The sequence below is a fragment of the Proteus myxofaciens ATCC 19692 genome, assembly GCF_001654855.1.
Lineage (GTDB): Bacteria > Pseudomonadota > Gammaproteobacteria > Enterobacterales > Enterobacteriaceae > Proteus > Proteus myxofaciens.
Genome location: NZ_LXEN01000057.1, coordinates 19,354 through 34,260 on the forward strand (window position 1 = coordinate 19,354; position 14,907 = coordinate 34,260).

11 protein-coding genes and 1 pseudogene are annotated in these 14,907 nt (G+C 34.6%); 6 read left to right on the forward strand and 6 right to left on the reverse strand.

Going from position 1 to position 14,907, the window contains the following annotated elements; translation table 11 throughout:
• Positions 1–111: 111 nt before the first annotated feature.
• The 4 genes from M983_RS06575 to gntR form a co-directional block, all read right to left on the reverse strand.
• A complete protein-coding gene (locus M983_RS06575; RefSeq protein WP_066748910.1) occupies positions 112–3,519 on the reverse strand; it encodes a hypothetical protein in 3,408 nt (1,135 codons plus the stop codon).
• Positions 3,520–3,907: 388 nt separating this feature from the next.
• Entirely contained in the window at positions 3,908–4,081 is a 174-nt protein-coding gene (locus M983_RS17375; protein ID WP_157091934.1) for a hypothetical protein, read from the reverse strand.
• Between the two features lie 303 nt (positions 4,082–4,384).
• The gene (gene cui, locus M983_RS18060) at positions 4,385–4,825 is read right to left on the reverse strand and encodes a colicin immunity protein Cui (protein WP_074388151.1); all 441 of its coding nucleotides are present in this window, start codon (positions 4,823–4,825) and stop codon (positions 4,385–4,387) included.
• Positions 4,826–5,534: 709 nt separating this feature from the next.
• Complete coding sequence (gene gntR, locus M983_RS06585) at positions 5,535–6,530, reverse strand: gluconate operon transcriptional repressor GntR (RefSeq protein WP_066748916.1); 996 nt, start codon at positions 6,528–6,530, stop codon at positions 5,535–5,537.
• Positions 6,531–6,757: 227 nt separating this feature from the next.
• On the opposite strand from gntR, the gene M983_RS06590 reads away from it, so the two are divergent.
• The 6 genes from M983_RS06590 to M983_RS06615 all read left to right on the forward strand — a co-directional run bounded on the left by M983_RS06590 (position 6,758) and on the right by M983_RS06615 (position 13,296).
• Entirely contained in the window at positions 6,758–7,789 is a 1,032-nt protein-coding gene (locus M983_RS06590; RefSeq protein WP_066748918.1) for an iron ABC transporter substrate-binding protein, read from the forward strand.
• Complete coding sequence (locus tag M983_RS06595; protein ID WP_066748920.1) at positions 7,786–8,784, forward strand: FecCD family ABC transporter permease; 999 nt, start codon at positions 7,786–7,788, stop codon at positions 8,782–8,784. The genes M983_RS06590 and M983_RS06595 overlap by 4 nt, the downstream gene beginning before the upstream one ends.
• Positions 8,781–9,557: an ABC transporter ATP-binding protein gene (locus M983_RS06600; RefSeq protein ID WP_066748922.1), complete on the forward strand. Its 777-nt coding sequence runs from the start codon at positions 8,781–8,783 to the stop codon at positions 9,555–9,557. The genes M983_RS06595 and M983_RS06600 overlap by 4 nt, the downstream gene beginning before the upstream one ends.
• Before the next feature lies 1 nt (position 9,558).
• A complete protein-coding gene (locus tag M983_RS06605) occupies positions 9,559–10,383 on the forward strand; it encodes a class I SAM-dependent methyltransferase (protein WP_066748926.1) in 825 nt (274 codons plus the stop codon).
• Complete coding sequence (modD, locus tag M983_RS06610) at positions 10,380–11,225, forward strand: ModD protein (RefSeq protein ID WP_066748929.1); 846 nt, start codon at positions 10,380–10,382, stop codon at positions 11,223–11,225. Before M983_RS06605 ends, modD begins: the two co-directional genes overlap by 4 nt.
• Positions 11,226–11,346: 121 nt before the next feature.
• Positions 11,347–13,296, forward strand: coding sequence for a TonB-dependent receptor plug domain-containing protein (locus tag M983_RS06615; protein ID WP_066748932.1), 1,950 nt, complete (start codon positions 11,347–11,349; stop codon positions 13,294–13,296).
• Positions 13,297–13,367: 71 nt separating this feature from the next.
• Here the strand turns inward: M983_RS06615 and M983_RS06620 are convergent, their stop codons facing one another.
• A complete protein-coding gene (locus M983_RS06620; protein WP_066748935.1) occupies positions 13,368–14,465 on the reverse strand; it encodes an IpaD/SipD/SspD family type III secretion system needle tip protein in 1,098 nt (365 codons plus the stop codon).
• Positions 14,466–14,468: 3 nt separating this feature from the next.
• Positions 14,469–14,907, reverse strand: a pseudogene (locus M983_RS17520) (type III secretion protein); the annotation flags it as partial.

Genomic DNA, 14,907 nt, shown 5'->3' on the forward strand with positions numbered 1-14,907 from the left:
TATAAAGATGATATTGAAATGAAACCTATCAAGTGGCTATATCAATTATTGTTCGTTACTCTATACAGCCGGGTTCGTTACCCCCGGCTGGCTATTTTAGAGAACGACTAATTAAGAAATTGCAGGCAAAATATAATGTTCCCCACTGTCCCAACGGAGTTTTAAGCTGGATTTATTCCCATATTCATCTACTACATTCACCCTAACTTCGCTAAGTGTATTTGCCCATCCTGATTTTTCAGCAAACTTTCCGTGAATTTTGAATTCATATCCCGTAAAATTCAGACTTCCATTATATTCAGTAAAAGCAGGGAAAATCTGATTATTAACTTTCAACCTATATGTATGTTTTTCATTTACATTTTCAAAATAGACATTTCCATTAAAATAAACATTTTCTCCTTTATTCATTTCTCCTGTATTCATCATTACCATTACTTGAGCTTTCGCCACCGTATCTACAGAATAGTTATTAACTCCAACGCATTTTAATCCATTGTTTTCTAAAATAGAGAATGAAGGCTCACCTTGAGGGATTATCCAGTATTGATTCTGTTTATTTACGGACTCATTAATAATAGGAGAATAAAAATATTCTATTTCTTTAAACGTTGTATTATATTTTTCGTTGGGTGATATCTCGATATCATGACGAATACACTCACCAGAATATTTATCAGGTTCAGACGACTCGGTATACGATAAATTATCGACAAGTACCACTGAACTTTTTTGAAATGTAATAACATTATCTTTCTTTCGATAATCAATTGGTTGTATTGAGGTAATATAAACAAAACTGTCTAATCCTGAATTGCTATTCATCCCTGTAGAATACTCTGGAATTTCTAAACCAGGTTTTGTTAAAGTTAATGTAGCCGCTATTTTTTTATTAAACCCTCCGCTTTTACAGGTAACATATAATAAGATACTATCATCATCACCTTCTGTTTTTTGTTTATTATATTCGTTCTTTTTTACGGTATAACTCCAGTCAGGATCTAAAGAAATATCCTTACCCGTATTGAAATCAATCAGCTTTAGATGAGGATAAATATCTTCCGCAGGGACTTTTATTTCAAGATCATTACTTAAAGCTTTAAGTTTGATAACTATCGTACTTTGATTAAGGCCATTTCCATAAAGAGAGTCTTCTTGTGTTCCCTGATATGACATAATTTGGAAGAATGACAAACTATCAACTTTAGACCAAGCCGATTCATCAGGTAATAAATTAATAATCCCAATACCAGCAAAGTCATCATTACGTGCATCACTATTACTTGCTTTAACCACAACTAGTTGAGGCTTAGCGATAAATGTGGGGGCAGTATAATCTGTTTCCCAAACTCTATTTTTAATATTTTCAGGGTCATCGTGGTCACGGACTGCTGATAATGAGCCTATAGGTGGAATTAATTTCCAACTATCACCATCAATACGACGTTCACTTATGCTCAGCAATTTTTTATCAGAAGATGATGTCACGCTATCATAAAATGGAGGCCTCATTTTTGTTTTGATACTTTCTTTATTTTTGAGACAAACTAATGCTCGTTCAGACTGTCCAGAAGTTGTTGCTAGAATAGATAAAACATAGCAGCCCTCTGGGTATTGATGCTGCGGTGGGGTATAAAGACCATTATTATCAATATGCCCAATATCTAATCCTTTAGTATTAGGTATAACACCATTGCTATCAGGTTCAGCTTCAAGGCTCCAAGTTACTCTATTACTTGTATTTGAGGATGGTAAAATTGCTTTAAATAAAAAAGGCTCAGGTGCATTATATTGCGCGAAACTAATAAAAGAAGTTGTTAGAGTTAACGGTGAGGTCAACAATGTTATTATTGAGTTCCCACTCCGACCATCCTTATATTTTGCGTTTATAATAACGAGTTTGTTCTGAGTAATAGCACCGATATCCGGCGCTGTATAAACACCATTTTGATCAATTTTGCCTACTCCAGAGACTGACCAAGTAAGCGGTGATAATTGTGAACCATCTTGTGAGTATGCAGTAAATTTTATTGTATTTCCGCAACTTACAGTCGTTTCCTGTGGTTCAATAGTGAGTGACGTCGATGATTCAACTATATTGCCATAAAGAACTAAATCAGAGGGAATTGCCACTTTATCAAAATTTAAAATATTTTCATTTGGGAATAGAACATTTCTAATATAGAAGGTTTTAATCGCAGGAATTTCAAAAAAATTTGATTGATTTAGGTTGGCCGTTGCTTCTTTTGCAAATTTTGTCGTTGCTTTAGTACCGATAGTAATTTTACTAGCAGATGATTTGTGATCTTCGATTTTAAATTCAGCACCACCATTAAAAACAATATTGCTATCCCTATCCAACGTTAATTTGGCTTTGAATTTACCACTTCGTTTAAAACTACAATTATCTAATCCTCTAGAAGAGGAGCCAGGGCCAGACTGATCATAAGAGAATGTATCTTGAAAATAAGCGTTAATAAAATCGCCAACGATACTTTCTCCGTCATCATCTGCTCTAAGTGTAAAATCGGACATGGATAAATGGGCTGGTCTATGATTATAGTAACTTGATGCACTTCGACTATTTGTTGTGGTTGCCAAAAAAGTCACAGTCCCACTTATTATATTTGTTGTGGGAACATAGCCACTTGTAAATTTAAGCCTTGAATTATTTCCAGCGTAATATTCAGTTTCCCAGTTAAAGTTGGCTATTCTATCGTTAAATGTATCTGCAAGTAATGAACTAAATAATAGTTTATCGTGGATAATCATGGTGGCTGATTTGCCGTCAGGAATAATCCATGGTTGATCATTATTTGGATAGTTTCCTTTACCTTCTTTACGCGTTGAAATAAAAACTAAAACAGCGCCATTTCCGTGAGAAGAACTATTTGTATTATTTGATTCAGGGTGCGGTTGAGTACGAACAATAAATTCTTGAGGGTATAAATCATGACTGCTACTATCGTTAACGAGTTCACCTAGATTATAAGTTACTGCGGTTTTTCTCAGATAATTTTTAAATACGGATAATAATTCATCAGGTAAGTCGCCAAGTCCTTCGACTTCCAACAGTGTGCCTTCATTAAATTTAATAGAAATATCACCATTTCTATTATTGCTGACGACACCATTACTATAAGCCAGGTCAACTTTTATTTTTAAACCATATTCATTTCTAGTTGAAATATGATCCCATCTTATAACTTGTCCATCACTATCTGTATAAATTATCTCGCCTGCAACAAATTTAAGTCTAGCAATAACACTTGAATTAGCAATGTTTGTATTTTCAAACGAAATTAATGGAGGACCAAGAATAATATTTTTAAATAAAAGACCATATTGTTTATTCTCGTGATTAAATGGAGTGAAATTATTGCCAGTTGATACTTTTTGAATATATTGACTAAAACATAGTTTATTAACTTTTTCACGATCATACGCTACCAATACATCCCAACCACATGTGGTTTTTTTTGTGCGCAATAAATCATTTATGCTATTTATTGTTGCCATTTTAAATACTCCTTAATGTAATATGAATGAATACTTATATGGGCTAAGTTTTACTAATTGGTTTTAATTTAGTTTCTTCCTTGTATTTCTATTTAACACACTCCATGTATCCATTTAACATTTTAATAGTTTTATTGTGTTTTATACTTAAATAAATTATTAAGTTTAAATTATCTAATTAATAATGACGATTTATTTAACTATAGCATGTGAAGTTAATTGAGCTAATAAACTTTAGTTAATAGGGCATTAGCTAATATTTATTATGTTGTTTAATAAGGAATTTAATTATTATTTAATTTTCTGATTTTCTGATTTTCTGATTTTTTAATAATGTCTTTAATGTGGGAAGGTAAGCAATATTGCACTGCTTGAAAAAGAATTGGTATTATTGACTTGAGCACATATCATAACTTTTCAATAATGCTTGATATTGCCCACTGGTATATTGACTCTCTCGGTCACTGTGAAACATACAATCTTTTGAGGGAGAACATAAGTTATACGCCATCATTAAGGCTTTGCTTATCAATATCAATGCGGTATCAATTTTCGATGACATGAGCCAACCCTCTGGTGTTTTTAAATAGGTAATATCACCTATTAATCGCAACTGGATTAAAGCTTTGATTCAATAAATTGTCAGCTATGGCAATCAATTTGCCTTTCGACGTCCCTCGATATCGTTTTTTTTGCTTAACCACTAACCCTAATTGTTTCATCAACTTTCGGGTTCAATAGTCACTGATGGCGTAACCTTCTTGGCAGTTTAGCTTCATTAATAGATAATAATCTGATGAAAGAATTAAATAATTCATTAATTCGCCCTGCATACTAAATACAAAATGGTCAACTCAATGTTGACCTATTTTCTTAAAAAGAAAGCAAATAAATATCTTAAAAAAACACAAGCAAAACCAATGTAAGCAACAGTTAAAAAATATATACATATAAATAAAATAACAAAGTATATAGTTAATAAATAATCATTAGTATAGAATTGAGGAATAAATCCTCTCGTTTGTGTAAGTTGGATATTACAAAATAAAAACACATATAAGAAGCCTAAACAAAATAAACCCATCCCTAAAAAAGCCCAAACCATCTTTTCTAATGATATAAATTTAGAGATTTTTCTTAGCCTTTTCCTATAAAAAAAAATAAATATCAGAGAATAAATAGGAATAGTTTTAAGATATAGACTCATAGATTCACTTAACACTGGATTTCTGGGTAATGATATTTCAGGATAATTTTTAGCGAACCCATAAATCTTGTTGATATACGGAGAGTTAATATCTCCCAAATAAATAACATGACTATAAGTGGCATTGCAAAAAGTAAAGAACTACCAATAATGATTATTATATTTTTAGTTTCTTCCTTCAATTCTTTCATCAGTTATCCTTTAATTACTCTCTTCATAAATTATAAACTGTTTTGAATTATTAGATTAAATATACCATTTGTTTTTTAAATAATAAGTTTTTAATTGTCATTAATGGCATAAAGTCTTTCTAAATTAGAATAGCATATATCCCCAATGACATATTTTTATGTCATCTATTTTCGAGTTATCAATGATGGATCTCTATAACAGTTATAGAGATAGTCAACTTGTAAAAATTATCATAAATATAAAGAATATTACAATTAATTTCATAAAACCCCCATCTATAAATGTATTGATATATTATTAATAATTTAACTATACCAATTACATTTATTTCCCTTCTGAATCTTTACAGTATGATATAAAACTATGCTATCTATTTTTTGACTTTACGCATGATTTTTATCAATTCATTGATGTCCAGCCTATTGGGGTACCATTACGTTTAATAGATTTATTATCTAATAACAATTAAATAATAAATTAATTCATTAAAATACTTTTAAGCTTAATAAACCGTATTTACTGTTCTAATAAATATGAAATAAATAAAAAATAGGAAGCCAAAATAAAGGCTCCCTTTAAACGATAATATATAACACGAATAAAACAAATATAATGATTAAATGCTTTCACCAGTAATAATACGAAAGCCCACATCAACAACTTGCCCTCTCGCTATTTTACCTTTCATGCGCTTAAGTAATAAATCCGCAGCTTGTTGTCCCATTTCATCACGTGGTGTAAAAATACTGGCTAAACGTGGTATCATGACTTGGCCAACATCATGGCCATGGAACCCTGAAATAGCGATATCATTTGGTACAGAAATTCCGATACGCTGACATTCAAAAATAGCCCCTATCGCGATATCGTCATTGGTACAATATAAACCATCTAAATCAGGATAGACTTTACGTGCTTCATACAGTAATTCTGCGCCTAATGTATAAGAAGAACTTTTTGGCGTCATCACGTTACCAATAGGTAAATTCGCTTCTTGCATGGCTTTTTCATAGCCTTCTAAACGCATCAATGTTCGCTCATCTTGTCTTGCACCAAGATAAATAATACGTTTACAACCACGTGCTATCATGGCCTTAACCATCTGATAAGAGGCTTCAACAATATTTAATCCTACTGCTGAATCAAAACAAGGTGAGACGCTATCCATAATTTCAACGACAGGAATACCTGCGGTTTCTAGCATTTTAAGTGTTTTAGGTGTGTGAGTACGTTCTGCAAGAATAAGCCCATCGATATTATAGGAAAGTAATGAAAGTAACCGCTCTTCTTCTTTTTCAGCTTGATAGCCATAATGCGCTAACATGGTTTGATAGCCATGTTTATCTGTCACTGATTCTATACCACGAATAACCTCAGCAAAAACCTGATTCGTTAAAGAAGGCAATAACACACCTATCGCATGGCTTGTCGCATTAGATAAAATATCAGGTGCACGATTAGGAATATAATTAAGGCTCTCTAATTCACGAGCAATTTTTCCTCGTAAAGCTTCAGAAACCTGTTCTGGATTGCGCAAATAACGACTCACAGTCATTTTTGTGACACCAACTCGCGAAGCGACATCCTGTAATGAGGGGCGTTTTTTCTTCATCTTTATCGTAATTATCCAAAGAAATCTGTATTAATACATACTTTATTTTTAAAAAACTAAATTTTATCCCTATCTTATACACTATTTTGAATAAAGTTTTTCAGATGTCTATGTAGAATTTATTTTCACCGCCATTCTCTTGATTTAAACCATAAGAAATAGATTTCACTTCGTTATATACTGTAATAAATAACGATATTTTTATAAAACAATAAAAAGTGTGAATTATGCCTATCCACAGACGACAATTTTTAACTTACCTTACAACAATTGCAGCTCTTTCTGCACTTCCTCATTCCGTTAGAGCAGCAATAACATCACGTATTGCTGCTCAATTTGGATATCTTCCTGAGCCTTCATATATTCATCGTGTGATTAGCGCAGGTGCACCTACTGATCAATTATTACTGGCACTTGTACCTGAAAAACTCTTAGGCTTTTCTTCTCTAAATTTAACCAACAGTGACCTATTTACCGCTCAATTACGCAATCTTCCTCGCTTAGGTCGTTTATCAGGTAGAGGAAGCACGCTTTCTCTAGAATCACTCATGACCTTAGAGCCTGATATTATTATTGATAGCGGTAATGTTGATGAAACATACCATTCACTTGCCAAACGTGTTTCTGAGCAAACTGGCATACCTTACGTATTAATTGATGGCACATTAAAAGATAGCCCAACACAATTGCGCCAAACCGGTGCGCTATTAGGGGTGACTGAGAAAGCCGATAATCTTGCAAAAATTGCACAACAATACCTTGATGATGCATTACTTTTTGCATCACAACAAAAAGAGAAAAAACGTTTTTATCTTGCTCGTGGTGCTAAAGGATTACAAACAGGCGCTAAAGGTTCTATTCATACAGAAGCGATTGAACTACTTGGATTTGAAAATATAGCTGATTTACCTGAATTTACGGGTTTAACCGAGGTTTCTTTAGAACAACTGCTTATCTGGGATCCTGACATTATTATTACCCAAGATGAAAATGCGTATCAGCAAATCATGCAATCACCCATTTGGCAAAATATTCAAGCGGTTAAGCAACAACAAGTTCTATTATTTACAGGATTACCTTTTGGTTGGTTAGATGGACCACCAGGCATTAATCGTTTAATCGGTATGCGCCGATTACAAAGCCACTTTGATAGCCGAATAAAAGAAATCGCGCTTTATGATTTACAGCACTATTTTTCGCATTTTTATCATACGCAATTAAGTACTGAGCAATGCCAGCAATTATTGAGGTCGTCATGAGTCAATCTTTACGCTGGTTTTTACTTTTTTCGCTATTTTTAATCAGCATTATCATAGCAATTACAAGTGGTAAGTATTCACTAACAATAAATGAATTTGGGCATATTATTGGTAATTTATTTGTCGATATTCCTCGTGATAGCCGAAGTGAAATTGTATTTTGGCAAATACGTTTACCTCGCGTTTTAGCCGCAATATTAATTGGGGGTGGATTAGCGCTAGCAGGTGCTGCCTATCAAGGCATGTTTCGTAATCCACTCGTTTCACCTGATATTCTTGGTGTGTCATCAGGGGCTGGCGTGGGCGCTGTATTCGGTATTTTTTTAGGGCAATCCATGTTGTCAGTTCAGCTGTTTGCTTTTACAGGTGGTCTGTTAGCTGTCGCACTGGTCTATTCCATTGCAAAACTCGCAAAACAGCATGATCCTGTTCTTTCTCTCGTATTAGTTGGGATTGCAGTAAGTGCGCTATGTGGCTCTGCAATTTCATTGATGAAAATTCTTGCTGATCCCTATACACAACTGCCTTCAATTACCTTTTGGTTATTAGGTGGGCTTTCATCTATTACAGCTCCTGATTTACTTGCAGTGATACCGCTTATGCTTATCGGCTTTATTCCGCTGATATTATTACGTTGGCGTATGAATATACTCAGTTTATCTGATGAAGAAGCGCGTTCACTGGGCTTAAATGTTGAATTAACGCGCATTATTTTTATTCTTTCAGCGACATTAATCACAGCAAGTGCTGTTTCTATTGCCGGTATTATTGGCTGGTTAGGGCTAATTGTGCCTCATATCACCAGACTATTAGTGGGTGCTAACTTCTCTCAACAACTGCCATTTTCCTTACTTTGTGGCGCAATTATGCTGTTAATAACCGATACGTTAGCGCGCACTATTGCAAATATTGAATTACCACTAGGTATTTTAACATCCGCCATTGGCGCACCGTTCTTCTTAATGCTGTTGCTTAATACAAGGAGAAATGGATGATCATCGCAAAAGCGCATCAATTATCGATTGGCTATAAAAATAAGCCACTAATTGAAAACCTCTCTTTTCATATTAAACAAGGAGAGATTATTTGCTTATTAGGCGCTAATGGCTGTGGTAAAACGACATTAATGCGGACTTTATTAGGTTTATTGCCACGTATTTCTGGCGATATTCTACTTGCTGATATGAATGTAAGTGAGTGGTCACCAACTGAATTAGCTAGAGTTGTCGCTTATGTGCCTCAAGCAACACACATTCCTTTCTCGTTTAATGTTATCGATATGGTCATAATGGGACGTGGTGCTCATCTTTCTCTTTTTTCGATGCCAAGTAAGCTTGATAAAGCACTTGCGATAGAAACTCTCGAAATGCTCTCGCTTTCTCATCTTGCACATAGAACTTTTGATACGCTAAGCGGTGGTGAAAAACAAATGGTATTAATTGCCAGAGCATTAGTCCAACAACCTAAATTACTGATTATGGATGAACCCGCGGCGAGCCTTGATTTTGGGAATCAAATTAAGCTACTTACGCAAGTTAAAAGACTGAAAACGCTAGGTATAAGCGTATTTATGTCTACTCATCATCCTCAACATGCATCATATCTAGCGGATGAAGTTATTTTACTCGCACAAAACTCCAGAATATTACAGGATAAGCCAGATATTTTACTAACACCCGATAATTTAGCGCACCTTTATGGCGTAACACCTAAAGAAATTCAGGCGCACTTTAACACCACACACAATAATAAGAGCGATAGGCAATAACATGAATACAATTGAAACACTTAACTTTGATGAGCTTTATAAAAATCATATGCAACAGGCTGAGAGAACAAAAAAAGCGCCTGAGCATTGGGATAAGCGTGCTGAAAAAATGGCTCAAAATTGCGCTAATCCTAACGATCCCTATTTAATTAAGTTTCGTAAAATGATGGATTTTACGGATGCAGAAACACTGCTTGATGTCGGCTGTGGCCCAGGTTCTATTAGCTTACATGTTGCTGATAAATTCAAATATATTATTGGTATTGATTACAGCACAGGCATGCTTGATGTTGCCAAACGTAGAGCACAACAAGCAGGCATTTCACATGCGAAATTTCTTTGCTGTTCATGGGAAGATAATTGGGATGAATTACCACGTTGTGATATTGCAGTCGCTTCACGCTCAACCTTAGTGATGGATCTCAAATCGGCATTATTAAAGCTAAATCGACAAGCGAAAAAACGTGTCTATACCACGCATACGGTTTCACCAACGTTTGTTGATAGCCGTGTTATTCGTTTATTAGGACGAAATGTACCTACACTACCGACTTATATTTATGCAGTTAATATGCTCAATCAAATGGGAATTCACCCTAAAGTTGATTATATACGTAGCCGTAATTGTCAAAGCAATGTGAATAGTCTTGAGCAATTTATTGAAAGCATCAATTTCTCAGTAGGTCCATTAAGTGAAGAAGAAGTGACAAAACTAAAACGTCACTATCATGACTGCATACAAAATGATGTCTCTCTTATTACACCGACACGAGATTGGGCGATGATTTCATGGAATGTTGTGCCTGAAAGTGAGCTAACTCTATGATTTATTATCCTAGTGCTTTTCTAGATAATTTATTGATGGATGATATTCAATATGGTGATTTAACAAGTCGCGCATTAAATATTGAAAATCAGCTAGGTACGATGACATTTACAAGGCGAGAAGCAGGCACAGTAAGTGGCATTGAATTAGCACGGCAATTATTGCAAAAGCTAGGTTTAATCGTGACCACATATCACCATGATGGCGATATTGTAAATGCAGGTGATTGCCTTATTCAAGCAGAAGGTCGTGCTGATGCCCTACATCAAGGCTGGAAAGTCGTACAAAATGTACTTGAATGGAGCTGTGGTGTAAGCGAATACATGGCAAAAATGCGTGAAATTTATCACCGCTATCAGCCTGAAGGGCATATTGCTTGTACTCGTAAAAATATTCCAGGTACCAAGCTTATTGCAACGCAAGCCATATTAGCAGGCGGTGGTATTATTCATCGCCAAGGATGTTCTGAAACTATTTTACTTTTTGCTAATCATCGTCATTTCCTCGCTGAGCCTGATAATTGGGTTCAACACGTTAATCAATTACGCAAAGCAGCACCTGAAAAATGTATCGTTGTTGAAGCTGATAACCTTAAAGAAGCGAGAGCAGCGCTAAAAGCACAACCTGATATTGTGCAATTAGATAAATTTTCGATTGAAGATATCTATCAATTACAGCAAGAAGCTTTTGAGATAGCCCCCCATTGCCGTCTTTCTCTTGCAGGTGGTATCAATCTCGATACGATTGAAAAGTTTGCTAAAACGGGAATTACGTTAATGGTAACATCAGCGCCCTACTATGCACAACCTACTGATATAAAAGTACAATTAAACCGAAAATAAAATAAAAATATAACATTATTCATTAATGAGTATGAATGAATACGCATTAACTTACGTTGTTGTTACGCCACTCGCTATATAAATAACTATATAAAGATAATTTATTATTGAGATGAAAAGAATGAAATTAAAACCTCTATATACTTGCTTAACGCTTGCTCTACTTTCTAGCACAGCCATTGCTGATACGACTTATGGGCAATTAACGCCTGATTTACTCACAGTTTGGAGTAGCCCTATTGCCGCTAACCCAGATGTATTAACGCAATCACAAATGCTTGAACAAAATAAAGTCAATGCAGCACAAGCCATTGCGACATTACCCGGTGTTGTGATGCAAAAATCAGGTAACCGTAATGAATACACCCTCAAAGTACGAGGATTTGATAGCAGACAAGTACCTGTTTTCTTTGATGGTATTCCTACTTATGTTCCTTACGATGGTAATTTAGACTTAGCACGTTTTACTACCAATGATTTAGCCAGCATTGAAGTGAATAAAGGCTATACCTCATTATTGCAAGGTCCTAATTTAATGGGGGGTGCAATTAATATCACCACAGCAACGCCGAAAAAACCGCTAGAAGGAAACATCGCTTATTCACAAGGTTTTGCTCGTGGTGCTGATTATGCGCATAACATGAGTGCACGATTAGGTATGCGTAGCGAGCTTGGCTTTATTCAAATAAGCGGTAGCCAATTAAAACAGCGCTTCACACCATTACCCGATGCTGATGATAATAATACCAATGCAGGTACCCATGGCCGTCGTAATAATTCATCAACAGATGATAAACGCGGCATGATAAAAGTAGGCTGGACACCGCGTGCTTCCGATGAATATACCTTCACTTACGTAAAACAAGATGGTGATAAAAATAGTCCACCTTCAACATCAGGCAAAGGTAAATTCAAATACTGGGCATGGCCTGATTATAATAAAGAAAGTTATTACTACAGTGGTATCACACAACTGAGTGATAGCATTAATCTACAAAGTCGTGCTTATCATGATAAATTTGAAAACACCCTTTATATGTACCCTAAAAAAGCAAAAGATGATGTCAGTTATAGCCATTATGATGATTATACTAATGGTGCCGCATTGCAATTAGGCCTTGATGCTCGCGAAAATGACTTACTTTCTTTTGCTGCACATTGGAAAGACGATGTACACCGCGCTCAAAAAGAGAAAAATGGCGATTGGATGCGCTATAAAGACAGAACATGGTCATTAGCAACAGAATATCAATGGGCTGTCACGCATGATTTCGATTTAGTCAGTGCTATTAGCTATGATTGGCGTGATAGCCGTGAAACAGATAAAGGGGCTGATAACAATAAACAGCATGCTTTTAACTGGGAAATGATGGCGAAATACACTTTAGCGAATAGTGATACAGTGCGTTTTTCTATCGCTGACCGCAGTCGCTTTCCTACTCAAAAAGAGCGCTATACAACGGAAAAACCAAAAGATGGATCAAAAGGAATCATCAACCCAGATTTAGATCCAGAGCGAGCGCTGTCTTTTGACTTAACCTATGATGGCCACATCACAGATAACTGGGGATATCAAACCAGCGTTTATTATAACCGGGTCAGCGATGCCATTATGGCACATACCATTTATCGTAATGGCAATGCCTTCTTCCAAAATCAAAATAGCGGACGTGTTAATTATATGGGGCTAGAATTAGGAACTAAAGGCCAATTGGCAACATGGTTAGAGCTAGGGTTAAATTATAGTTATATTCATAGTGATCCTAAAAAAATCGACCATGTAGAAGGCTTACCTAAACATAAAGCTTATCTATGGCTAACCTTTATACCCGCAGAACCTGTGCGCTTTACTGTAATGGAAGAAGCACAAAGCTGGCGCTATAACCGTATTGATGAGAACGACAAACTCGCAGGTTATACCAAAACAGATTTACGTTTAGATTATGATTTTGGTCATGGCATTTCAGCGAATGCATCTGTGAACAACTTATTTGATAAATCATACGAATATACCGAAGGCTATCTGGAAGATGGGCGTAATTATTGGCTAGGTGTTGAATATAAGTTTTAATTAAAAGACAATAAAAAAGCGCTATTAATTTACAGTAGCGCTTTTTAAATTTAATAAATAAACAAAATATATTAAAATCTTAAGAATCCTTTTGCCATTTCAAGTAATGTATTAATACTACCACTGACAATTTTAACAAAATTATCATAATTGCTATTCGCAGCACTGGTTTTTTTAGATAACTCATCAAGATTAGTATTAATTTTTTTCTCTAATGCATCAAATGATTTTTTTAACAAATCAAATTCAGTTTGTAATATATCATGAGCACCACTAGGTTTTGCTTTCAAAGAAGCAATTAATTTATCAAGATCATCAAGTTTGATATTAGTGGAAAATTTAAAATGGCTATTAGAATTAGGATCTATATCGAGAGAACGAGCCATTTCAATCCCATTAATGCCGTTTAGTAAATCATTTAGCGTATTCATAGATCCATTTACTGACTCTATATTCTCATAAAAGATTTTGTGATAATCTATTGTACGATGATAATGTCCCTCTGAATCCGGTGAAAAAATAATTTCTTCTTCAAAAGGGCTATGATTTGATGTATATGAACGAAATTCCTCTAAATCTTTAATCATCTGTGTTAAATCGATATTTATGTAACCGTCTTTATCGCCCGCTTTAGTATAATCCCCCAATCTAGATAATATATTTCTAATACCATTAACAAAATCCATATACTTAGCGAAAATAGTTTGTAAAAGATCTAGATAATCTGTTTTTCCTACAATCAGTGATTCATTAATATAAGAAAAAAATTCAGCTAAAGAATCTGATGTTGATACATTATTTATTGATTTTGTAATAAATACATTTTTATCACCCAATTGATTATAGGGTAAATTAGCTATTTCCTTTACATCAGAATCAGGACCTAACCACTTTAATAGAGACTTTTGTTTTAATGAGTTTTTCATATAAAAACTATTATTAAATGCTTTTACATCTTCATAAGGCAGTCCTTCAATAATATAATTTGTTTTTTCATTTTCAACATCTCCATGTCTAGCTCGATTAAAATCCCTCATACCATCTAAAACATCTTCAGGTATTTTATAATCTTTTTCATCTATATTATCAATAATATTAACTTTAGAGTCAGTTTTATTTTTTATAGAAATTAAAGAATTTTGCATCGTAGAAGCAACTAACTTTTCCATAATTTAACCTCTAAGATTAGAGGCCGTATTCGAAGCTGTTTCTTGATTTGCACGAATAATACTTTCCAGTGCTTTAATTAACGTGGTAACCATTTCCATCATTTCATGTTGTATATTATTATTATTGCTAATTACCTGGCTTGTTGCACCAGCTCTTGCATCGAGTACTTTCATCTCTCCTTCAACGACAGTATTTTGAGACTGTATACTTTGCTCAGCAACACGTCCAATAGGTTCAGCAGCCGCAGTAATAGCTTGACCTGCTAGTATTGTGTTATTAGTTTTATTAGTTTCATTAACTATTTTTTTAGTTAATCCTTTACCTGAAGTAACAGCACCTGTAGCCCCTATACCAATAGAGAGCGCAGATCCAACAGCGGCAGAGACTATCATTGTAGTTGCTTTCTGCTTGCAATCTTCATTTTGTTTATCCGCTAACTTT